We start from the raw sequence: 23,860 nt of genomic DNA, 5'->3' as shown, positions 1-23,860 counted from the left end.
TCAGTCCCACATTCTTACTCTCAATCCACTCACACCAGCCGAGAAAACTTTTTCCGACCGCTCACGATGGAATATTCACTATTCCACTACCGAGACGTCATTTTCGGCTCTCTCAGACTCACACTTTTGCTCTCCCCCAATTAAACGCGACTAAAACCCTCCATCGGACTGCTAGCCGAAGCATACCGCTTCTTCGGAATGCGGCCCGCTTCGAATCCTGCACGTCCGGCTTCAATCGCCAGTTTCATGGCGTAAGCCATTTTGACCGGATCCTTGGCACCCGACACAGCAGTGTTAAGCAGCACACCATCGGCTCCCATCTCCATAGCAAGTGCCGCGTCCGAAGGAGCGCCAATGCCGGCATCGACGATTACAGGTACTGTAGCTTGCTCAATAATGAAGCTCAGGTTCAGCGGGTTAATGATGCCTTGACCTGTTCCGATTGGCGATGCGCCAGGCATAATGGCATGAACACCGAGGGCTTGCAAGCGTTTGGCTAAAAGAACATCATCTGATGTGTATGGCAGTACGATGAAGCCCTCCTCTAGCAGCATTTCTGAGGCTTTCAACGTTTCAACCGGGTCAGGTAGCAGCGTCATCTCGTCTCCAATAACTTCAACTTTGATCATATGGCAAAGTCCGGAAGCCTTCGCTAGTCTTGCGATACGTACAGCTTCTTCAGCTGTTTTGGCGCCTGCCGTATTCGGCAGTAAGGTGAACTTCGACACATCCAGCATCGACAAGAAATTAGGCTGACTCGCTTCAAAAATATTCATACGACGCACCGCAAACGTCAAAATCTGAGATTCACTAACCTCAACCGCCTGCTTCTGAATATTGAAATCCGGAAATTTACCCGTGCCTAGCAATAGTCGTGAACGAAACTCGTAAGGACCGATTTTTAACATAAGAATTATCCCCCTCCAACAAAATGAACGATTTCGATTTTATGTCCTTCGGAAAGCTCAACTTTCGCGTGATCTTCTTTTTGTAAAATGTTTTCGTTATGTTCCACGACGAGCATTTTCTCACTCAAATCAAAATGCGCGAGCAGCTCTTCAATGGTTCGGATCGATTCTGGAATGTCTACGCTTTGCCCATTAATGTGCAGCTTCAATGCTGTGCAGCTCCTTTCCTGTAGCTGAAAATAGGTTCCCTTCACGCCGCCCAATCCGCTTCGATTCCCCAGATAGATCAGGACTAAAAGCATCGAGCAACGATTCCATAGCCGAAAAGGTCTGTGATCCTGACTGTGTTTCTGCCTCGGATCCTGTCCCTGATCCTATCTCCAATCCCAGCTCCAGCTCAGGCTGAAAAGAATCCTCTCCCCCGCCTAAAACAAAATCCGCGATCACCTTCCCGGTGACCGGACTAAGTAAAATCCCATTGCGGTAATGCCCGCATGCAGCATATAAACCATCGTACGCCGGCACTTTGCCGATGTACGGCAGCCCGTCTGTCGTCTGCGGTCGCAGACCCGACCAAGCTTTCTCCCACTCGGCTTCGCCAAGCGCGGGCATGAGCAGCCTCGCGCGATCCATCAGCTCGGCCAGCCCAGCCAGCGACACCTTGCGGTCGTAGCTGTTCGGCACTACCGTCGCGCCGACCAGCAGTCGTCCTCCGGCTTTCGGGACGATATAACACCCTGTCGTGAACAGGGTCTTCCTCAGCAACGGCTTCGTCGTAAGGACAGAGAAGCACTCGCCCTTCACGGGATACATCGGCAGGTCGACGCCGATACCTGCCATTAGCTGTCCGCTCCACGTGCCAGCCGCCACAACGACGTGGTCGCTGTAGAGCGGACCCTCGCTCGTCATAACCCCGACGGCTCGGCCTCGCTCCGTCAGCAGCCCTTGTACCTGGGCGAATTCTTGCACCTTCGCCCCCAGCACCCGGGCTGCCTGCGCGAATGCTGCCGCCAGCAGCGGCGCCTCTACCTGCCCATCGCCCTGCAGGTATAAGGCTCCGCGCGTCGCCCCGCTCAAGGCGGGCTCGAGCTTGGCGGCTGCAGCTGCGCTCAGCCACTCCGCCTGCTCGCCCGCTGCGCGTTGGAGCTTCTCCCTCGCGCGCAACTCCTGCTCTTGAACGTCGCTGAGCGCCACGTTCAGCAGACCTTCACGGACGAGACCGATGTCGATGCCCGTGAGAGCATTCAAGTCCTCGCTCAGCTGAGGGAACATCGCTCGGCTTTGTCGGGCCCATTGGAAAAGCGGGCCCGTATCCTCCATCTCGGATTGTGCTCCGAGCATGCCCGCCGCCGCCGCCGAGGCTTCCATGCCAAGCCTCCCGCGCTCGAGGAGCATGACCGACTGGCCTCGCTTTGCCAAGTTATAGGCGATTGAAGAGCCAATAACTCCGCCGCCGACGATGATCACATCGTTCATATGTTTCATTTATCCCACCTCCTTTCGCTCTAGCTCGTTGGCGTAAGCCTTCACTGCTTCCACCGGATCTTCCGCTTCCCATATCCCACTCATCACAGCTATACCGGAAGCTCCCGCCTCCAAAACTGAACTTACGCGTTCAGGTCTCATGCCTCCGATCGCAATAATCGGAATTGATACTTGGGCTGCCACATCTCTGAGCGACTCCAACCCCCGAGGTGGGATACCCAGCTTAGAATTCGTAGCAAAAATATGACCAAACATCACATAATCCGCACCCTCCCGCTCTCGCTGCTTAGCTTCCTCCGCACTATGTATCGATACGCCAGTCCTCTGCACTCCCTGACAGAATTCTTTTAGGGTTGAAAGCGGCGGGGTGCTGCCCTGGAGTTGTAATCCGCCTAAAGCCGCAGCCGTGACAATGGACGGGTAACCATTAATATAAAGGCTTTTCGACGGAATACCTGATTCGATCAAAAATTGTACACCTAGGAAGATCTCATCTAACGATTTCTTTTTTTCACGTATATGAATGGCCGTAACATAGGGGTAAATCTTTGCTACAACCGCCGCCAACTCCGTCCAAGATAACTTGCCATTGGAAATGACATGCAGTTCATATCCTGACATATTGAGGCTCAACTCCCTTCCTGCTCTTTGCTTTAAAACATAAAAAACAACAAAACAAAAACAGAATTTTCCTTATCCAGCTGTACGTTCAGGTTTTAAGCATGTTTTTCGCCGCTACGGAGACACTTTTCCTCTAGGCATATACTTTAGCGCTGAAAAACATCGCTATACCGCTATAATCCATATAAAATCTCATCTCTTGGGTCCCGCCCAATATGTAAGAATTAAATCAATTTCACCCCTAAAAACTTATTTTCAGGCATGAAAAAAACCACTTTTCCAAAGAAAAGTGGTTGTAGGTTGCGCCGCCTAATAAACATGCAAAGATGGGGCTCCAATGATCGTTCCACTTTCCTCCGCTGGTATGACCCAGTTCAGGTTCAAAGGGTTCAGATTACTCTGTCTCAGCCTTGCGGCGCCCCTAGGGATTCATTCTTATGTAATTGTTAAATATCATAGCACGTCATCCAGCGCTTGGAAATAAAAAAATTTCTCCGCATCTTAATCTAGTCACTCCCCCTACCAACTCTTATAATAGGGAGACAGTGTTGCCTAAGAAGTTTGCAGGAAGGATGTTCACCTAAATGCTGTCCCAATTGAATCGTCAATTAGAAAAAATCTTGCCGCTAATCACACCAGTCAGCGTTCTCATCGGCGTTTTGCTAGGCAGTCATTTATCCGGATTCAGCTATTTATCCCCTTGGTTGTTTGCCTTTATGACTTTCGCAGGCAGCATAAGCTCCAGCTTCAAAGAATTCGTCAAAGTGGTCGTTCAGCCTCTTCCACTCATAACCACATTGTTGTTTCTACATGTAGCGATGCCGCTGATTGCGATGGGTCTCGGACATGTCGTATATAGCCATGAGCCCATGACCATAACAGGCCTCATCTTAGCAGCAGCCATACCTACTGGTATTACAAGCTTCGTCTGGGTAGCCATTTATCGTGGAAATATCGTGCTCACGTTATCGATTATTCTCATGGACACCATTCTTTCACCCTTTGTCGTTCCCTACACACTATCTGCTTTAATTGGCACCAAAGTACAGATGGACTCCTTCGCGATGATGAAAGGCCTGTTCCTGATGATCGTTCTACCTTCTATCATAGGCATGCTGTTGAATCAATGTACACGCGGCAAAATTAAAGAACAATGGAGTGGGCGTCTAGGTCCTTTCTCCAAAATAACCATGGGTATCGTTGTCGCTATCAACAGCTCCGTAATCGCCCCATATTTACGTGATTTTAATGCTAAATTACTAGGTTTAGCCGGATTTGTACTCTTCATAGCCTCACTTGGTTACATCCTAGGATGGTTAGTCGCCAAGCTCATGCGGTTGAAACGAGACGCCGTCGTAGCACTTACGTTTAACAGTGGGATGCGTAATATTAGTGCTGGCGCGGTACTCGCAGTTGCCTACTTCCCGCCTCCTGTGGCTGTCCCCGTTGTACTAGGAATGCTATTCCAGCAGTCGCTGGCTTCCCTTTTCGGTTATCTGCTGAACAGGCGGTACGCTTTAAAGAGTGATATTCCCAACTTAACCGTCAAAGGTGTTAAACAAGTTTAGTTGAGGAGCTGCCTGAGCAGCTTCTTTTTTTGTTCTTCTAGCTGCTGATTTCGCTCTCTTCGTTGAAACATTCAAAGCATATTAAGGTGTTATCGTCTAACACTACGCCGTTAATAAATCCATCATGGCAGAAAACTGGCTTTTTACAATCCTTGCACTCCCCAACAAGCTCCTGCATAAATAGTACCTCCCTAGTTGTAAACTTTGTGTCATTTCGTCTTCTTAATCTTATCCCTCAGCAAATTTTAAGCTAACTTTTATGTATCATTCAGCTTCTCTTCTCAGATTTTTCATAATTGCCATGTACGATTGTGAAGAAGATGATTGATAGGAGTGAAACATAGCAATGATGAAAATGACAAAAATAGCGGGCTTATGCATCCTTATTCCCGTATTACTGAGTGGTTGTGGGAATGCGTCTTCCTCACAACCCGCTGCAGCAACCTCAGCACAACCGCAGCAGCAACAACAAAACGGACAACCCCAGGCAGACAGCAAGCAAAATGCTCAAGAACGGCCTGTCATGAATGCGGCGCAAAGACAAATGTTCAGTACATTCCAGACGCTGCTCATGCTGGACAAAGCTGATGGACTTACCATTACGAAGGAACAGGCTCAAGCCATGCTGCCCGTTGCTCAAGAAATCGTTACAAAAGCTGAACTTAGTGATGAAAACAAGACCAAGCTGTTTGAAAAGCTTACGGATGCTCAGAAGAAATTTATAGAAGATTCAGCTGGGCGCATGAGCAATCGAGGAAACGGCGGTGCAAATGGATCTGGGAATAACGGAAACACCGGCAGTGGCAAGGGTAACCGAAATGGCGAATCTGGAAATACAGAAAATAAACCAGATGCTTCTGCACAACCAAAGGCTAATGCAACCGATCGAACAGGCGGTAAGAATGGCAACGGAAATCGTCCAGCTGGCGGCGAAATGAGAGATCCCGGCAAGCAGCTTATCGAACTGCTGCAGACTAAAATCAAATAGCGCAGAATATAGCCAAAAAACCGATCTCCTATGGAAGGAAGCAATCGGTTTTTTGGGTTTACTTTAACTATCTCAAAGATTGAACAACTTGCTCCGCAGAGGCTTCGCCGCTAGCTACTAATTCAACATGCTCAGCGAACATATCGCACATGTAGACGAACAAGCTGAGAATCTCCAATACTTCTTCGCTTTCAAAAGTGCTGGACGCTGAAATACTATACACATACCGATAGTGCAGCTCATTCTGTTCATTGATGCCAAAATGACCAATTGGCAATCTTGTATTAATTTCCAGCAGTACTGAAGCCACGCCATCTCGCGCTCCTTCTTGTAGGTGAAACGGCAGCGTACTGTAAATTTGTAGCAGCTGGATGGCAACAATATCATCATCGTTCAGAGGTAAAAAACTAAAGTGCAGGAACCGTTCACGCCCTTTTTTATCCTCTTGAAATCCTGCCATTAACACGTGAAGTGGAATCGCTTCGGATTTTTCCAATAAATTCGTGGCAAGATCCGCTTCATCTAGGATTTGCTTCAATAATCCCAGTTGCGCCAAATGGCGCGCATGTACCAAATCTGGTAGCATGTATGTCCACTCTCCTATTCTCTTTGGCCCATCGCAGTAATAAGACCTTCTCTCAGTTTATCCGGATCATTCTCTAAGCCTTTAAGCGTTGGCCAATTAACTCCCGCTGCCTCTATAAAACTGCATACTTGTTTGTAGCGAGTAATCACTTCTGAATCTGTATGGCCACCTCCGGTGAAAGACCTAGCTACCGGTGCTGGTGCAGGAGTTGCTGCTGCTGGTGCAGACCCAGCCGCTGGGGCTGCCGTTGCAGGCGCTGCTGCTGGTACAGGATCGTAGATCTCAGGCAAGCTCCTGATTAAATCAAGAATCAGATCCGCATCTCTGCTACGACGTTCCCGCTTCTTCTCTGTCGATTTATTCGCATCGAATACCGCTTTGGTAATGCCCCATGCTCCGTCCTTAGCTGCACGGTCGCGTCCTGCTTGTTTCAAAGAGCGCACAATTGGCATGGCAGCTCCCACACCAGAAGCGACAATTTTGAGAGGTGTTCCGACTTGTGCTCCAACCCCAGTCAATGTTGCAATGTCTGCTGCAATTTTAGTTAACTCTAAGCCAATTTGCAAGCCGCCGCGTGTCGTCCGCTTCACATTGATGTTCTTCATTTCTTTGGCCAGTTCGTAGTTTTTAATTGCTTCGAGCTGACTTCTAGCTGCCGCATCGCCTTGCGCTGACTTCGTTTCTAGGGTTAATTTATGCGCAGCAAGCTTCGCTTTATCCACGCCTGCGTTGCGATACCACGTTTTAGCTTTGACGAATGCAGCATTCTCAGCTTTCCCTTTGAAATCACGTTTCAATGCCGTCATTGCCGAACGGTTTAAGCCGGCTTTAATCACATCGACGGTTTTTATGGCAATTTTCACACCGCTGACCGCAATGCTGACACCCGGTATGACGGAGGTTAAGCTTGCTGTACTTGTCTCCATAATTTCCATGATGCCCTTAGCCACTTTAAGACCCGATTGCGCACCTTGGATGGCATTGCTGATAACATCAATAACACCCTTTGCCTTCTCGCCCGTATCCTTCTCGGAGAACTTACTATACATATCATATATACCCTTAACGGTCATAATGGTACTCTTCACAGCCGATATCGCCTCAGCAACCGTTCCGGAGTAATCGCTGACTGATGAGGAACCTCCTACGCCATCCTTGTGACCCGTAGATTTCGCTGCTTTATCAACCAAACCTGCCGAGCCGCTAACCATTTTGCCGCCGGATTCAGTTATGGCTAATCCTGCTGATGCGTAATCCCCTTTCGTACGGTCAGCTGAAGAAATGGCCAACGTTTCCCTGATCGTACTCAAGATTTGGAAGGGACCTCCAATCAAATCCGCAGCTGAAGCGACAGCCCCCATACTAGCGGATTGTTGAGCATCACTTGCATTATCCGTTTTATCAAAAGAATCTTTCAAATTATCCGATCGAGCCCCGAAGCTGTCACTGAATGTTGATGTGACACCCGCTGTCATATCTGCGGTTTCCTTAGACATTCCTGATGCTGATGCTGCCGCCGCTGGCGCTGCAGCTTGCGTTGCTGCTGGCGTTGGGGCTGCTGTCTGCGTCGCTGCAGCTGCCGGTGTTGGTGCTACCGTCTGCGCTGCCGTAGCTGCTGGCGCCGCAGTAGGAACCACTAGTAAAGGAGAAGCCGGTGTATTACGCTGAATGAGTTGATTGGTGTAAGCTTGCGTTGCCCGATTGCCTGCCGTACGCTGCATCTGTATAAAGAAGTTCGGAGCGAGCGGAAACGCTTGAGGCGCTGCGCTGCTCCTCTGAGACATTTGTGACTGATTTGCATGTTGGTTAGCAATTGCGCTCGGTCTGGGTTGAAAGTGATTCCCTTTTGCCATTAGAGCTTTACTCCTTTACGCGATCTGGTTATCCATACAAAAAGGCAACAAGCGAATAATATTCCCTGTTGCCGTAGATCTAAGTTTATTTGCCGCCTCGTTGCTGGATTACATGCGTTAATTCATGCCCCAGTAGTTCCTGACCTTGATGACTTTCAGGATTATATCTGCCTTCTCGGAAAAAGATATCATTCCCCGTTGCGAACGCTTCCGCCCCTAACGATTCGTTTAGCTTCGTAGACTCTGCGTTATTATGTATATTAACTTTGCTAAAGTCAGCCTTGAATGCAGATTCCATCTTCGCTTGAATCTGATCATCCATCTTACTTCCGCTGCCTTGTTTCGATTTAATCTGAGATTCAATGGACGCCCCGGCGTCGAAACCTCCGCCATCTGACGGCTTCATCTGCAGCTCTTCCTCTTCTGATTCTCCGCTCTCCGAGCGCTGGATTGTTTCGCCCGACGGCTTCATCTGCAGCTCTTCCTCTTCCGATTCTCCGCCCTCCGAGCGCTGGATTGCTTCACTCGACGGCTTCATCTGCAGCTCTTCCTCTTCCGAACCTGCACCTTCACTCTCCGTACGCTGAACGTCAGTCTTAGATGCCCCGCCACTTTCCGATGCTGCGATATGATCAGCTACTTCTTTACCGACTTTGTCGGCTTCTTGTTCATAAGAATCACCCACGGGTCCAACAGTAAGCTTCGTCTGAACAGTCAGCATGCTGCCAACAGCTTTGTTGCCAATCGTGCGCTGAATATTCATCAGATCTGCTCCCGCAGACTGTCCTTGCGTACTGCTTTTGGTACGATGATTCGTTTGCAAAGAAGTATCTGGTTGCCTGTTTATACGTGACTGTTGCATTGGCATGAACCCCCTATTGTGGTATTTCCCAGCCTTATTTCCCATCCGCTGATGGCTTGCGTCCCCTAATTATCCGTGTCTGAACGCATGAAGTCGTATAAATTCACTATATCACAACTATATGGCTTTGAGGTTACGTTTTGGTTGTATTTCTGTCTATAACGAGCACAGCAATATCATCAGACTGGACAGCGCCATTCGTGAAGTCATCTACGTCCTCAACCATCCGCTCGAGCAAGCGCGTTTGATTACTTGCTTGCTCCTTCGTCAATAGTTCACATAGTCGGAAGAAGCCATATTGCTCCTGCAGCCGGTCCTCTGCCTCTGTAATCCCATCGGTATAAAGTATAATTCGATCACCAAGACCTAATGTTATTTCATTATCCATATAAAGCATATCATCCATAACGCCAAGCGGAAGCCCTTTCTTCCCTTTCAGCTGCTCCACGTCTCCGCTTTCCCGCATGATGTAAGGGGGACAATGACCACCATCGCTATAAATTAACTGTCCTGTTCGTACATCTAGTAAACCGCAGAAGATCGTCGCAAACATCGTTGAGTCATCCTTATAAAGCTCTTGATTGACTGCCGTCAACAGCTCTCCAGGAGTCATCTCTGAGGTCATCTTCCCTTTCAACAACGTCATGGTTACTGCCATGAACAAAGCAGCCGGTATTCCCTTGTCAGATACATCGCCAAGCACGAAGAACAAGCGATCTGCCCCGATACAGAAGTAGTCGTAGAAGTCCCCGCCCACTTCACGAGCAGGACGAATAATGGCCTGTGTCTCCACGACAGCCACGTCAGTACTTTCACGACCTCCCGCTTCAGTTGAGTCGTTCATATCACCTTCAACGCCGCCACTGCTTAAACACAAACTCCCGTGAGGGAGGAAGCCCATCTGGATATCAGTGGCAATGCGCAGCTCGCTCTCCATCCGTTCTTTAGCGGCCGTTGTCGTTTTCAAAGCATGAATGGACTTCTCCAGCGCGTCGTACAGCATGGCATTTTCCAAAGAAACCGCCGTTGGCGATGCGATGGACTCAAGCAGCTGTAAATCGCGGTCAGAGAAATGAGCGCCATCCCGCTTGTTCAACACCTGCAGCACACCGATGATTTTCCCCTTGCTTACCAGTGGTACGCAGAGAAGGCTGCGCGTCGGATAATCGACTCGTTTCGCTACCTTCGACGACCATCGCTCGTCCTGCCCAGCATCATCAACCTTGACCGATTCGCCGGTCTGAGCCACCCAACCTGCGATGCCTTCACCTATTTTGAGGCGAATTTCACGAACCTCGTCGCCTTTTTCACCTAACGCAAGGTCAAAGAACAGCTCCCCTTTTTCCTCATCGACCAAAATAACTGACGAAGCCTCGGCATTCATAATGCGGGAAGAGGTTTCCATGATTTTCACAAGCAAATCCTGTTTACGAATCGTCGAATTCACTTCCAAACTTACATCGAATAGCTGCATAGTTCTCTGAAGCTCCAGCTCTGCGGATCTACGCTTTCGCTCGCTCAGCTGCCATAGTATGACAACCACGAGACACACAATAAGAAGCACACCAACAACGATATTCATCCAGCGTGCCCCCTATAATTTGCCTTACATTGATTCCTGGCCGTCGTACTAAGAAATCGCATGGACAGCATCCACTTCCGTCTCATAAATCGAGAAAATACGGCTAAATCCTGACATATCGAATACATCCTTCACATGCTCATTCATTCGTGCCAGCGCCAGCTTGCCTTGAATCACCTTAATCATTTTGGCTGCTGCAAGTAAGCTTCTGAGCCCCGCACTGCTGACATAGTCAAGTCCTTGAAGATCAAACACAAACTTGCCCTTCCCTTGTTCAACTAGTTTTGCAAAAGCCGACTCCAAGTTCGCTGATGTATTTGCATCCAGTCGGCCGTTTAAGCTCAAAAGCACGATATCTCCTTGCATTTGCTCGGTTATCATCATGATATTCCCTCCTCCTTGATTCGCCATTTTTTCATCATTAGAACATTTTCATCATTCAAGCGTTCATACACAATGTCATCCATAACCTGCTTCACAAAGTAGATGCCGAGACCGCCAATCCCTCGATCATCCAAGCTCAGGTCCACAGTCGGACTTGACTTCAACAGAGGATTAAAAGGCACTCCGCGGTCAGTCATTCGAAGCTCCCAACCCCCAGAGACAAGCCCCAAATCAATGCGGATCGTATGCATACGGGGTTCACCAGTCGGATAGCCATAGAGAATGATGTTCGTCACAAGCTCGTCGCAGACTAAATTCACTTGGTACAACGTATGGTCGTCCATGCCCATCGTCCCTGACAAGCCTCGCAAGAACACACCTAGCCGCTCCAGTTCCTTCAGATCATTGCTCAAAACGATGGACTCTGCTGACACGACATTCACCCTCCCAGACGCTGATTACTGAAACCACTAGCCGATTAACCGGTTAAGCCATTTTCAAAAGCATATTTTCGAGCAGCCGCACTCTGGCACTAGAAGCATGAAGCAGCCCAATCCCGATCTCTGGGTACAATCTCACTAACCGAGACAAGCTTTCCCCTTGCAAAGTGAGCACACGCACCTCATCGAAAATCACTTGAGCTGTAATCGAGGAAGGCGATCCGTCTAATGCCGTCGTTTCGCCGAATGCTTGCTTCGGTCCTAGTACACCAATCGTTACAGTCTCCCCAATACCTGTCTCATTGCTCAGTTCAACATTGCCTTCAATGATGAGATACATGGCTGCATTCCGCTCACCACGGCGCAATAAATAAGTTAGATCCTCATGTACTTCTTCCGTTGCAATCCCTGCAATTAAACCTAGTTCGTCCACGGACAGGTCCGCGAATAGGGAAACCTGCTTCAAGAAAATAACTTTATCCAGCATCGTTAAAAACTTGCGATCTTCCTTCATATCGGCACGCTCCAGTGAACTTAGTGCATAAATAGCAATATCTCGAAGCCAATCATCTGACCAAATCTTAGCTTCTTGCAAAATGAGAAGCGGCTCCGTTATAACCCCACGACTGCTGCCCGCTTCTTTCTTTAATAATTCCAACAGAGCTAATGCCAGTCTACGATCACCGAGCCCTTCAGCCAGAACTTCCAAGGCATTATCGCGAACCTCGTCACTCTCGTCCTGAGTCGCTTCGCGTAGTGTCGTAACCACACGCTCATCTACGAACTTGGCCATTACCGCCCACGCGCCGCCTACCAGTGCATTATGCAGCTCACCACAGCGCTGGTTGGCAAGCTCGGCAAGTCCCTGCATCCCCAGCTCTTGAAGAGCAGCAGGCAGAGCGCGTTCCTGCGTGGAAGCAAGCATTCGACTTACGCAGCGATCAACTAACTCTGAATGTAATTTACTTTCATCCAGCAGCTCAGCAAGTGCTGTAACCGCCGAATTCCATATAAACGGATTCACATGATTCGCACCGTTCAGCAAGGCTGGCAGGGCCTTAGCCCCCATATCTACGAAAGCCTCGAGAATGGCCTTGCGCAGCTCTTGGTCTGCGAGTGGCACCATCGACAAGAGGTGAGGAATTGCATCCACCTGCTGAAGTTTGCCAATACAGTGCGCAGCCGCAACTTTGACAGCAGGACGATGATCGTCAAGCAAAGATAGCACCCATGCTGAATAGGAATCCAGCTTCAAATCCGCTACGGTGTGACAGCCATATACCGCCCATTCACCGCCGTTATCGAGCATTTTAATAATAGCCTCGTCACAGGCTTGATAGCTTTCTTCACTTTCCAACGCATAAAGCGCCTTAACGCCTTCGTGCACAACCTTCGGATGGTTGTCTAGCAGCTTAACACGAATGAAGAAATGCGATTGGCTCTTGAGATGTGTTGCCTTTGAAATCAACTTCACACTCTCCGCACGCACCTCAGGGTCCTCATCCTCCAGGAACGAAGCGACCTGAACGAGATCCTGAATCGTTGCCCCTTGAAGATTCATCGCCCGCAGCACAGCAATGCGGATTCTTGAGCTTTCCTCACCGATCATTCCGATCAAATGCGGCAGGAACGCGGAATCCTTCGCTTTACCAATCACTTCGAGAGCCAGCTCTCGCACATAATCATTCGGATGCTTCAGATAGCCGAGCATGGAGGATAAAGCTTTGGAGCTGCGAATGCCTCCAATAAAGGAGCCCGCAATATCTGAAAGATCCGCATGCAAAGATTGCACACTTTTGACCAGTTCACGAATGTACAGATTCCTTCCGAACCAAGCCACCACGACGAGAATAGCCGCTACAACTACACCTACCCAGGCAAGAGGAGACAGCTGAATTAAGCCAAACGAATGCAGCAAGGACAGCAGCGAACCGATTAAGATCCCGCCCGAAGCAGCCACACCTTGAGCAAAATAACGATAGCCGTCGCGCTTTCCGATAGGCATCATTTTGAAAAAGAGCTGATAGCACGGCTCCGCAATGTAATACAGTAGAATATAAAAAATGGCATAAGAGCCTGACACCATCACAAGCCCCAGCGATTGATTTAAAAACAAAGCAGTAAGTCCAAAGCCACCAAGGAAGATGACCGTAATCGCCAGCAGCATATTGCTCGCGCCCAACCAGTTCATTAAGCGGGTAGACACCGTTTGCAGAAGCAAGCAGATCGTGAATTGAATAGCGGTAATTAATCCATAAAATGAGGTAAGATCTCCTTCCTTGGGGAACTTGCTCTCAGCAACCGTGAAGTACTGATACTCGATCATAAAATAAACCGCAGGCATAAGTGTCATCAAAGCAATGGCGCAAAGCAGGAACGGGCTGCGCAGCATCTGTTTCGCATAATAGCCAGCAGGCTGCTGCGCCTCTCCCCCCGTTCCGGAAGTTCCCAGGTCCTTCAATCGTTTGTCTTCTTTCAAAGTCAAGGGCACCAAATACCGTGCCAACGCTTTGCGGAAAAAGATGAAGCCGAACACCATCAACACTGGAGCGAGCGCATACACCGCTTCGGTACCAAGCAGTTTACCAATTTGGTGAGCGATCAAGCCTGCCGTAATACCCCCGGTCGTCGTCGAAGCGATGAACATCGGCATCAACCTTTTGGCCTGCTGTGTGGGACACAGATCAAAGGCCGTACTCCAAAGCAGCAGCGTCAGCTGCCTCACGACAAAGTTGGAAGATAAGAACAGAATCGGGTAGTAATACCGGAAATCAATGCCGCCAAGCTTAAATCCAAGCAGCACGGCACCATTGAGGAGCAGCAATCCTATCATGATTAGGTAGAGCGTAGTCATCATTTTGGCCTTAGGCAGCCGATTCGCCAGCTTCGCTAAGAGCCAACCCTCTAGAGGCATGATTGCCGCTTCTACGATATAGATATAAGGTAAATACTGCACACCGAATCGTTGGTTAAAAAGCGCCATGAACGCGGTATAGTTCAAGGATTCAGCAATCCCGCTAAAATAAAAGATCGGCAGCATCATCCATAGCTTCCGAATATCTTCTGTGCGCAGTCCCATCCATCTGGTTAAGCTTCCTTGCATATCATCAGGTCCAATCTATTATTTCATTTGTTGTTTAACAGTGGTTTGTAAAAAGCCAGCCTAGCTTCACCTTCATAATAGTAATTCGGATAAGTGCCGATTAATTCAAAACCATTCGCTCTAAACATTTTTTGGATGGGCTGGTACTCTGGCAAATCACAGGTATAGGTAAGTATATATCGTCCCTCCGCTAACCTGGCGAACGTCTCCAACGCTTGGAATAATATCTTCGCAAAGCCATGTCTGCGGTACTCGCGGTGTACAGCTAAGTAATCCCACAGAAATCCTCCGGATTGATGCTCATTTTCCTTGCAGCTGGTAACCGCAATAATCTCACCTGATTCGTTCTCAATAAACCAATGCCGATGATTGCGCTGCGTTAAGCTTAGCATGGGAGCATTACGGAAATGCTCAAGCTCTCCCGGTGTATGCCGCTGGTCATCAAAAGAATCCGAAGACAAATAGAAATCTGTAATTCGTAATGCGTCCTTTTCCGTTGCTAATTCCTGTACATGCATGCCAAGATCGCCTCTTTCACATTAAGAAACAGATAATGTACCATTCCACTCTGCCGTTGTACCGTTTTGGAAGTATTCATCACAAATATAGAAATACAGCTGTGCTGCTTTATCTTGACGATTTTGCTTAATAACCATTAAGAAGGCTTCACGAGCATCATAAAAACGGCCTACCTGATAGTACGTTACAGCTTGCTCGAACAAAGCTTTGGTTTTATCCTTCAGTGTTCGGATCGTATCCGGATCTCCCTGATACACATCGAACAGATGTAGCGGCTCTTTGACCCCTTCTACCTGAATCAATCCCAAATTGCGATAGTGGAAGCTGTCTGGCTGCTCCAACGATTGAACCACATAATCGGTAATCAGAATCGATGCCCCTAGCGGTTCCGTCATTTTCTCCAGCATAGTTGCCAAATTAACACCGTCGGAAATCACATTGCCTTCCAAACGCTGCTCCTCACCAATGATCCCTAGCCGGAGCGGTCCTTTATGCAAGCCAATGCCGAAATCAACCGGCTTATAACCAACTTTGGCTCGATGAGAATTATAGATGTCTAGTTCTTTACGCATCTCGATACAGGCTCGCAGCGCTTCATCTGCTTGATTCGGGAATAACGCCATGAAGCCTGCGCCCAGGTACTTATTCATGAGACCTTGATGATTGCGCACATAAGGTCCGAATCTTTTAAGAAATGAGTTCACGAAGTTAAAATTCTCTTCAGGTGAAAGCCTTTTGGACATTTGGTAGAACCCTCGGATATTGAAAATCAAAATGGACATATTTTGCTCCACTTGATCACCAAGCTCGACTTCCAGAATGCTTTCTTTGTTCAGAAAACGCAGAAATTGCTGCGGCACGAAGCGATAGTAGGATTGGCTAAAGTTTTCTACCTTGGTGATATAATCTCGAATGCGTGCAGCCATCGTGTTGACACTGTCGCCTAGGTCTGACACTTCATCCCTTGTGTTTATGGTAACTACCGTATCCCAGTTGCCCTTGGCAATCTCCCCAACGCTATTGCGAAGCTTACGAATGGAAGAGAGCAGCACGTAGGTCATCAGAAAGAGAACGAGCAGTAAGCCTATCGATATAAAAGCAATGTTGCGAATGATCGATTGGAGTACCGTTTGGCGATGCTTGAGGATGCCGTCCAAATTTTTACTAGTTTCGAAAACGCCGACAATTTTACCCGCCGAATTAAATATAGGAGCAATCGCATATCTCCACTCACCGGAAAAATCCTGCCATTGGCCTGTGGCTGGCTTGCCTTGCAGCACGACCTGCTGATTCTCGGGTGTTTGTAGAAATGGATTGAACATATGCATCCCATCATCATCTTCCAAAATACGATAAATGACGCCATTCTCGTATTTATAAACGGCTTTGTAAAAGCCTTGATTATCATCTTGCTCATTATTGTCAAAGACAGATTGAATCTTTTTACGGAAGGATTGATAAATAGCCCCATTGTAATCCAGAGGTGAAGTAAGACTCTCTAGCTTATCGCCATCAATCAGGTTTTGACCGTTTTTGGCCAGTAAGAGAAGCTCACTGAAGGTTTCTTCTTCCATTTTCTTCGAGAAGCTAGTGTAAATGACGGTAGACAGAAGAATCATCGAAACCGCTATGACTGGCACTAAAATAAAAATTTGTTTCATCATGAGAGGGAGGCGACGCTGCAGCAAGTTAAAGAAAACGATTTTGATCGCATACAGCAGAAGTAGAATTCCTGCTATAGCGATAGACCAAAGAATAATGGTCTTTGTTCTCGTCGCTTCGCTATACAATGCCTCTTCTAAGGAGGGGGTAATTGTTCCATCTGAAAGACGGCGATTAATTTGAGCTGATTCTACAATAATGAGGCTGCCATCTTGAGCGATACTGCTGTTCGTTGCATCGAAAGCAAGCTCCACGCCGCTAGCTTTGGCTTTATCCTCATTCACAAGACTTTCGATGATATAGGGCTGCTTGGGATCAAGTCTGGAGATCGATTTACTGTTAAAATCTATGAAAATAAGTCGTCCCTGATTATCCAGATGTAAGCTTTCTGGGAAATTACGCCTCGTGCGGTCAAGACCCGGAAGCGGATAAACTAGCTCCGAGCGTCCATCACTAAAAGCGCGATAAATTTCTCCGCTGCGCGTCGAATAATAAATCTCCCCTGGCTTATAACCATCTGCCTCGGACACATATTTATTCTCCGGAAGCTTAATCGTGTATACGGACTTCGGCTCGGAGGAAGAAGCCTCTCCAATTGGCGCCTGATATAAGGTCAATTGATGTACCTCGTCGTTGAAAAAGTACACCATACCTTCACGAACCTGAACATTCCGTAAGGACCCCAGTCTGTATCGTTTCGTTTGGGAATCATATTCTTCTGTAAACAAGCTGCGATCAAACTGTCCGTCAGGCTTATATCGAACAATCTGCTCGGATTTGACCGCAATGCCATACGGATCTAGCAGTGTACGAATGGTATAGAGGTAGCCTTGGTCATCGACAGCCATATCATTAAAACGGTACACTTCCCCGTTCTTCCCCGTCTCACTTGTGATGGAGAATTGTAGAACACCTTGGCTGTTCAGCTTGTGGATGGTTTTTTTTGCATTATCAATCACGAACAAGTTGTTTTGATGATCAGAGACAGCCTTCGACAAACCATCGAAGGGCATGCTTTTGTTAAAGGGCCATAGCGTAAAGCTATCCCGGTGTAGACTAAGATAAGTACCGGCAGCACCTAGAAGCAGCAGTACTAGCAGCAATGCCGCAATCGATTTCTTCATCGCACTTTAATCTCCTCTTAATTAGAAATCTGAATCATTTGAGTAGGTGCATGCCAGTCGACCTGAAGTCCTAATGATTCGGATATGAACCTTAGCGGCACATAGGTCTTTCCTGCGAGCAGCAAAGAGAGTCCATCGATCTGAATCGGCTCGCCATCTATATAGGCTGTAGTATTATTAATACGGCTAGTGATGGTCGCATATTCCGTGCTTACCGTTACGGTAAGGCTTTCTTGATCCCAATCAACAGCCGCACCGAACGATTCGGATACGGATCTTATAGGTAAATAGGCCTGCCCGTTTATTATAACAGGCGGAACGTCGAATTTGATGAAAATATTGGGAGAAAGTACGTTTTCTGCCGAAATGGGTCGAATCGTGACTTCAGAACCAGACGCAGAGCTTGTGTCTACCGTTGTGATGTTAGACAAGGTGGTTGAGATTTCAGCCAGAGCTTGTAGCTCCTCTGGCGTGTATTTGGCCTTCTCTTGCTGCTGGAGCTGCTCCAGCAGCTTGGTTACTTGCTGTTCCAGCTGCGGCTGCACGGCCGAAGCTGCTGGCAGCGCTGCCAGCAGCTCCTGCACAGCGTCAAGCTGCGCGAACAGCGCGTCCTTCTGCAGCGACAGCATCGCTTCGTCGACGGCTTGCAGCGAGCGGGTCAGTGTCGCGACCCGCTCAGGATCCTGCTGCGCTGTGCTAAGCGCAGCTTGGAGCTTCTGCTTCGCCTCTTTGAGCGAAGCCAGACCTACGGATGCGCCAGATTGCGCATCCGCGAGCTGCGCCTGCGTCGCCAGAAGCGGCTGCAGCTGAGCTGCTGCCGCTGTGGCATCGCCGGCGGCGAGTGCTTGCTCCAGCTTCTGCTGCTGGAGCTCGGCCTGATCGGCCAGCTGATCCTCGCTGGCCTCGTTCCCGGCGGCGGGCCCTGCGCCGCCGGGAGTGCCTTCACCGCCCGGTTCGACCGGCGGTACGGCTTCCTCGGACAGCGCTGCGATCAGCGCGTCCGGGTTGTTCACCAGCTCTATCTGCTTGAGAGCTGCCTGGCTGTCGCCTTTGAGCAGCGCCTCCAGCATCCCGAGCTGGGCCTGCGCATCCTTCAGCTGAACCGCTAGATCCGCGATCTCGCTCAGCTTCAAATCTGCTACAGCTGATTCTTTGGCCGCTTCCAGCTTCACGATATCTTTCTTCAGCGTATCAATCTGCTGCTGCAGCTGTGCGGGTGTTTCCAAAGAAGCAATAGCTCCCGGCTTCGTAATCTCAACGGTAACCTTCAAAGCAGCCGCTGCTTCTTTCGTCAGAACAGCAGAACTGGCTGGATCGGTTAACGCGCTTGGGTCTACGGCATTATCCATGCCGATCCAAGCCGCCCCAGGCTCATCCGATTTATAAAAAATCCCTTGCCCCGACTTCGTTATCGTGGCCGCTGCTGCGTTATAGGCCGCTGGGGTTAGCGCGTCCAGCTGCACTTTGTAGGAGCCGATGATGACGGTTCCCAGCCCTTTCTCTTCTTCAGCTGAACCTGATCCGTTCTCTCCTGTGCCACCGCTTCCGTCCCCTTTGTCACCATCTGAATTTGCGCCTGAATTTCCGCTAGACACTCCATCTTCGGCAGTTACAGCTACTAATCGCCCTGAATTCCCTTTTCCTTCCAGGTGTAGTTCGTCGATCTTTTTCCCTCTTTGATACAGCACAACCTTCAGCTGATCTATGGAACTAAACTTAAGCGATAAATTACGCACAGGCTTATTCATTTTCGTCCGCTTCCCAATAGCACGGCCTTCTTTCGTAAACACCGCGTACTCCGTAGCGCCCAGCTTTTTATTTACTTTCACACTGAAATCGCTAAGCAGCGTGCCCACCGAAGGCTTCAGTTTCCAAGTACCTAAAGGCGCTTTCGGCTTTTGCGGCTTTACAGCTGCAAGCCCATCATCGAGGTCACGATATGGCAAAACACCTTTCTTTATCGTTCTTTCAACCGCACCGCCGGTATCCATATCCAGCTTGCCGAGCGCCATTTTATAACCCATTTGTGCAGATAGAATTTGTTGATCAGCTTGTATGACAGTGTCCTTATAAGCCTGCAGCTCATCTGTTTTCATCAGACTTAGCTTCAGCTTCTGGTTCGCTTTATCCAGATTGGCTACCGCATTGTCTTTATCACGCAACGCCTGCGCATAGCCTTCTTCGGCCCCTTTTGCTTCCAAAAATGACTGCCGTACCGCAGCAATAACCGCATTCCGGCTTTCCTTCTCCTGAAGCAGTGCTTTATTCTGCTCCATGGTCGCGATCGGAAGCGCATCTCTGAGATCGTCCAAATAGCGCAGCCCGTCAAACTCCCCTTGAAGCAGCGATTTGGGAATAGGAATGAATCCAAGCAGCATAAAAAAGCCTTCCCAATCCTTCTTCACTTGTGAAAGCGTCGTTTCATAACTAGCTAGGAACAGCTCCATATCCACATCTTTGGCTTTATACATCCCATCCATGACCTTCATTCGCGCCGAACCAAACTTGGAACTGTACAAATCACGCGTCGTATTCAGCTTCTCATCTGCTAACCGCCGATCCTCCGTGTCCTTCAGCAAACTCAGCGTCGACTTTTGAGCCCTTGCTATGTAGGCAGGCAGCTGCTTCTGATTCAAATCCGCGTAATCCGGCTCAAAAGAAAGCTGGACTTTATTTTCCATTTCCAAATTCAGCAGCTTGCCCAGCGCCAGACGACTTGATTTGGCCGTTAACTGTGCTTGTTTATATTCAGATAGCGCCTTCTCCAGCGCCTTATCTGTCTTCTCTTGTTCAGTACTATCTGCAAGACCGAATTTCCGCTTCTTTTTTACCGTTTCCACTGTTGTCTTAGCTTCTTCCGCTTTCTTCCGTGCATTTTCTTCTGCCACTTCATCTTGATAAGCTGCTAAATAAGCTTTTTGCACATCAAATCGTGCCGTATTCATCGACTGACGCAGCGTTTCCTGCGCGATATAAAGCTGCTTGCGTGCTTCAGGCACCTTCAAACGAGTCGATAATTCCTGACCTAAATTACGAGGTTTGGCAAATAGTCCAGAAGCCTTAGTTTCCTCATTTTTAACCGCATGCTGCGCTTGCTCCAGCTCTATCTTTTTCTTCAAAATATCGGTCTTAGCATTCCGTAATTGGGGACTTATTTTCAACCCCTGATCGATGGCTTCGCGCATGGTTAAAGACTTCACTGTCGCAGCTTCGACTTCCGAACCTGCTGTCACAATCGACGATACTCCTAGCAGCAGCACAAGTCCCAACTTCACAAATTTTACCCGTATCACTATGAATCCCTCCGCTCAACCATCTCCTCTTATAGTACAATATCTCCCCCACTCCCGCACCCATCTTTTGGAGAAAAATAGTGAAAACTATCGAATATAGTAATAGACTGCTCATGTACTTATCTAGTAGTATAAAAGTAATGGAAACAGTGAATTTTTGTTAGGAGAGACTCATATGGGAAACCTCGTTTGCGGTGGAGCGATGCTGCAATGCTCGTTCGGTGCAGCGCCCGGTACATTAATGCTGCTTCCGGCGAACATGGTGATGACTGCTATGCCCATTGCCAACATTATGGATAATAAGCCAATGGTGAACATTATGCCGTTTGGCATGTGCAATTCTATGGCGAATCCAATGGTTGCTGCGGCAACGGCGGCTGCACTTGGAGTGCTAACTCCCATGCCCTGCGTGCCAGTAACAGCTGCGCCTTGGGCTCCTGGGTCACCGACTGTGCTCGTCGCGAACATGCCCGCTCTGAACAATACGTCCAAATGTATGTGCAACTGGGGCGGCGTCATTCAAATTCAGCAACCAGGGCAAATGACCATTCAGGTGCCTTAACTCATTTTAAAAAACACCTCATTTAATAATGCCATCTAGGAGTGAGAAGATTTGGAGATCCAGCCGGTCAAAACCCTTGAAAAAGTGCTAAGGCCTGTCGTTGCACCATTCATAGGGCATATCATGAAAGCCATCTTAACAGTCGGAAGGCTGCCCAAAATGGCGATTATTAAGTTTCAGCAGATCCTAAGGGTCATGCTGCAGACGCGCGAAACGTCGCTGAAAAACTACGTTTTGATCGGCTCCTATTATGTCTCCAAAAGATTGCTTCTTTTCCTCACTTTGTTCCTACTCGTTTTGATCTTTTTTATCTTCATCCGCCCTCCTGCGATCGTGAATAAGTGGTTGAATCGCGTTCCTGTTTTTCAGAAAGATACCCCTAAACTTACGAGCTTTTCAGGCAATGGCAAAGTCGTGGGTATCCAAAAGGATTCTCTCTATGTGGGGGATCTGGTTGACGGCAAATATGCTGGTAAAGGTAAACTTTTCCATAGTAACGGCAAACCCGCTTATGAAGGTGATTTTGAAAAAGGGCAAAAATCAGGCAGCGGCTCCCTTTATGACGAAAACGGCACCCGGCAATATAAAGGGGCATTTGCCGGAGATACCTTTAACGGGGCGGGAACCCAATACGATCCGCAGCAGAAAGTGCAGTATATCGGCGAATTTCAAAATGGAAAATACGGCGGGGCTGGGAAATTGTTCGCGCCAAGCGGAGATCTTTTGTATGAAGGCTTGTTTAACGGCGGCCTTTACAATGGGGCTGGAAAGCTGTTCTCATCGGGCGGCATCGCCCAATATGAGGGTGAATTTGCAGCCGGTCAATATAACGGGGCTGGTAAGCTTTTTGATGCGAAGGGACTTCTTATCTATGAAGGCGGCTTTAAGAACGGCAGCTATTCCGGAGATGGCACCGAGTTTTATTCGAATGGCCTGATCAAATATAAAGGCCAATTCCTCGCTGGCACGTATGGCGGTGAAGGTACCGCCTTCGATGAGAAAGGCGTGCCGCGCTTTAAAGGCACGTTCCAGAGCGGCGCCCTTAGCGGCGCAGGGGAAGCGTATGACGAGTTGGGTAAACTCGTCTACAAGGGCGATTTCAAGGCCGGCGTCTATGACGGCCTTGGTACGTTGTTTGACGCAGACGGCGCGCCGCTGCTGCGGAGCTTTTTTGCAGGCGGCCAGGCCAGCCTGCAGAGCTTCATCGGTTTGTCCAGCAAGAAAGTCGAAGACTTGCTGGGCAAACCGGCCGAGGTGACGCTGCAGGATGCCAGCGTCATGCTCGCGGGCCAGGAGGCGCCGCAGGTTGCCTCCTCGGAGACGGCGGCTGCGGGCGACGCCGCCGTGGAACCGCCGGCCGCGGGCGCTGGCGCGGCCGATCCGGCATCGGCAGCAGGCGTTAAGCTGCTGCTGAACTATCCGGCCTACCAGCTGTCGCTGCTGGTAGAGCCGTCCAAGGGCAACCCGAAGGAGGCCGTTGTCACCTCCTTCAGCATTTGGGGCTCGAAGCCTTTGGCGCTGCTGCAGCCAGCCATCGAGACTGTCAAAAAGCGCGGAGAACCCAACGATGCCGGCTACATCGTCATGGAACTCGCGGTAGGTGCCGGGGCTGGCACCTACACGAACAGCTATTACAAAGGTGATTTCATCTTCACCTTCACGCATTTCAACAAAACCAAAGAAGCTCACCTGCTTCAGGTCAGCTCTACCAAATAAGAGGCGCTGCCTCAAGACCTTTGTGTGTTACGGGTTTCTTTTGCAGATGGCGCTGCCTCAGTCCTTCAAGTGCTAATGGGTTCCTTTTACACGTGTTGCTGCCTCGATTCTTTCACATGCTAACGGGTTCCTTTTGCACGCGGAAGGGGAGTTAGCTACAAACTTCTGACCTGGCAATCGCTTTCTCCGCACTTAGACGTAACGTAGTGCCGCTATTTGGATGAAAAAGCTCAAATTCCGAAGCAAACGGAACGACAGGACCTTATTTCGCTGTTTTGCCTCTGGATTGGTGCTTATTTTAAGAAATAAGGCCCTCACGTTCCGCCATTTTCATTTTTAACACTTATTTCCTAAAATAGAGGCTCCTCGTTCCTCTAAATCAGTTTTAAGTAGGTAATTCTTCGCTTCTCTCACTCATCACCTCAAGTTAATGCATAAACAAAGGGGTTGTCCGCAAGTAGATAAATCTACTTGCGGACAACCCCTTTGCGCCTACTGACCTTCTGGGACATTCGAATCGGTATTCAAAACGAAATTCATACTTCCATTGGATTTTTCCAATGGAATCGACTTCCAGGCTTAGAAATTCGTTCTTCTACTGGAA

At 48.8% G+C, this 23,860-nt stretch carries 18 protein-coding genes and 1 riboswitch; of the genes, 4 read left to right on the top strand and 14 right to left on the bottom strand.

The window, feature by feature from the left end; genetic code table 11:
• Nucleotides 1–140 precede the first annotated feature (140 nt).
• Genes GC098_RS37780 through GC098_RS37765 form a run of 4 tightly spaced genes read right to left on the bottom strand, consistent with a single transcriptional unit; the run spans nucleotide 141 to nucleotide 3,014 of the window.
• Nucleotides 141–908 (bottom strand): thiazole synthase, encoded by a 768-nt coding sequence (locus tag GC098_RS37780; protein WP_171649472.1) that lies wholly within the window; start codon nucleotides 906–908, stop codon nucleotides 141–143.
• A 5-nt stretch (nucleotides 909–913) separates the two neighbouring features.
• Complete coding sequence (gene thiS / locus GC098_RS37775; protein WP_171649471.1) at nucleotides 914–1,117, bottom strand: sulfur carrier protein ThiS; 204 nt, start codon at nucleotides 1,115–1,117, stop codon at nucleotides 914–916.
• Complete coding sequence (thiO, locus tag GC098_RS37770) at nucleotides 1,101–2,384, bottom strand: glycine oxidase ThiO (protein WP_246359208.1); 1,284 nt, start codon at nucleotides 2,382–2,384, stop codon at nucleotides 1,101–1,103. Before thiO ends, thiS begins: the two co-directional genes overlap by 17 nt.
• Before the next feature lie 9 nt (nucleotides 2,385–2,393).
• Nucleotides 2,394–3,014 (bottom strand): thiamine phosphate synthase, encoded by a 621-nt coding sequence (locus tag GC098_RS37765; protein WP_171649469.1) that lies wholly within the window; start codon nucleotides 3,012–3,014, stop codon nucleotides 2,394–2,396.
• A gap of 334 nt (nucleotides 3,015–3,348) precedes the next feature.
• Nucleotides 3,349–3,447, bottom strand: a riboswitch (TPP riboswitch).
• A 151-nt stretch (nucleotides 3,448–3,598) separates the two neighbouring features.
• Between GC098_RS37765 and GC098_RS37760 the strand changes: the two genes are divergently transcribed.
• Entirely contained in the window at nucleotides 3,599–4,582 is a 984-nt protein-coding gene (locus tag GC098_RS37760) for a bile acid:sodium symporter family protein (protein WP_171649468.1), read from the top strand.
• 346 nt (nucleotides 4,583–4,928) lie between these two features.
• A complete protein-coding gene (locus tag GC098_RS37755; protein WP_171649467.1) occupies nucleotides 4,929–5,570 on the top strand; it encodes a hypothetical protein in 642 nt (213 codons plus the stop codon).
• 67 nt (nucleotides 5,571–5,637) lie between these two features.
• Here the strand turns inward: GC098_RS37755 and GC098_RS37750 are convergent, their stop codons facing one another.
• The 10 genes from GC098_RS37750 to GC098_RS41410 form a co-directional block, all read right to left on the bottom strand.
• Nucleotides 5,638–6,156 (bottom strand): YbjN domain-containing protein, encoded by a 519-nt coding sequence (locus GC098_RS37750; protein WP_171649466.1) that lies wholly within the window; start codon nucleotides 6,154–6,156, stop codon nucleotides 5,638–5,640.
• 14 nt (nucleotides 6,157–6,170) lie between these two features.
• Complete coding sequence (locus GC098_RS37745; RefSeq protein ID WP_171649455.1) at nucleotides 6,171–8,009, bottom strand: hypothetical protein; 1,839 nt, start codon at nucleotides 8,007–8,009, stop codon at nucleotides 6,171–6,173.
• A gap of 85 nt (nucleotides 8,010–8,094) precedes the next feature.
• The gene (locus tag GC098_RS37740) at nucleotides 8,095–8,871 is read right to left on the bottom strand and encodes an eCIS core domain-containing protein (RefSeq protein WP_171649465.1); all 777 of its coding nucleotides are present in this window, start codon (nucleotides 8,869–8,871) and stop codon (nucleotides 8,095–8,097) included.
• A 133-nt stretch (nucleotides 8,872–9,004) separates the two neighbouring features.
• Entirely contained in the window at nucleotides 9,005–10,453 is a 1,449-nt protein-coding gene (locus GC098_RS37735) for a PP2C family protein-serine/threonine phosphatase (RefSeq protein WP_171649464.1), read from the bottom strand.
• Between the two features lie 48 nt (nucleotides 10,454–10,501).
• A complete protein-coding gene (locus GC098_RS37730) occupies nucleotides 10,502–10,837 on the bottom strand; it encodes an STAS domain-containing protein (protein ID WP_171649463.1) in 336 nt (111 codons plus the stop codon).
• A complete protein-coding gene (locus GC098_RS37725; RefSeq protein WP_171649462.1) occupies nucleotides 10,834–11,271 on the bottom strand; it encodes an ATP-binding protein in 438 nt (145 codons plus the stop codon). The genes GC098_RS37730 and GC098_RS37725 overlap by 4 nt, the downstream gene beginning before the upstream one ends.
• Nucleotides 11,272–11,323: 52 nt before the next feature.
• A complete protein-coding gene (locus GC098_RS37720; RefSeq protein WP_171649461.1) occupies nucleotides 11,324–14,380 on the bottom strand; it encodes a cyclic nucleotide-binding domain-containing protein in 3,057 nt (1,018 codons plus the stop codon).
• Between the two features lie 23 nt (nucleotides 14,381–14,403).
• Complete coding sequence (locus GC098_RS37715) at nucleotides 14,404–14,898, bottom strand: GNAT family N-acetyltransferase (protein WP_171649460.1); 495 nt, start codon at nucleotides 14,896–14,898, stop codon at nucleotides 14,404–14,406.
• A 21-nt stretch (nucleotides 14,899–14,919) separates the two neighbouring features.
• Complete coding sequence (locus tag GC098_RS37710) at nucleotides 14,920–17,685, bottom strand: adenylate/guanylate cyclase domain-containing protein (protein WP_171649459.1); 2,766 nt, start codon at nucleotides 17,683–17,685, stop codon at nucleotides 14,920–14,922.
• A gap of 17 nt (nucleotides 17,686–17,702) precedes the next feature.
• A complete protein-coding gene (locus GC098_RS41410) occupies nucleotides 17,703–20,978 on the bottom strand; it encodes a stalk domain-containing protein (protein ID WP_171649458.1) in 3,276 nt (1,091 codons plus the stop codon).
• A gap of 175 nt (nucleotides 20,979–21,153) precedes the next feature.
• On the opposite strand from GC098_RS41410, the gene GC098_RS37700 reads away from it, so the two are divergent.
• Entirely contained in the window at nucleotides 21,154–21,540 is a 387-nt protein-coding gene (locus tag GC098_RS37700; RefSeq protein ID WP_171649457.1) for a DUF4280 domain-containing protein, read from the top strand.
• 51 nt (nucleotides 21,541–21,591) lie between these two features.
• Nucleotides 21,592–23,256: an MORN repeat-containing protein gene (locus tag GC098_RS37695; protein WP_171649456.1), complete on the top strand. Its 1,665-nt coding sequence runs from the start codon at nucleotides 21,592–21,594 to the stop codon at nucleotides 23,254–23,256.
• Nucleotides 23,257–23,860: the final 604 nt, after the last annotated feature.

Source organism: Paenibacillus phytorum, assembly GCF_013141715.1.
In the GTDB taxonomy this organism is placed as follows: Bacteria; Bacillota; Bacilli; order Paenibacillales; family NBRC-103111; genus Paenibacillus_E; species Paenibacillus_E phytorum.
This window is presented reverse-complemented; position numbering and strand designations above follow the sequence as displayed.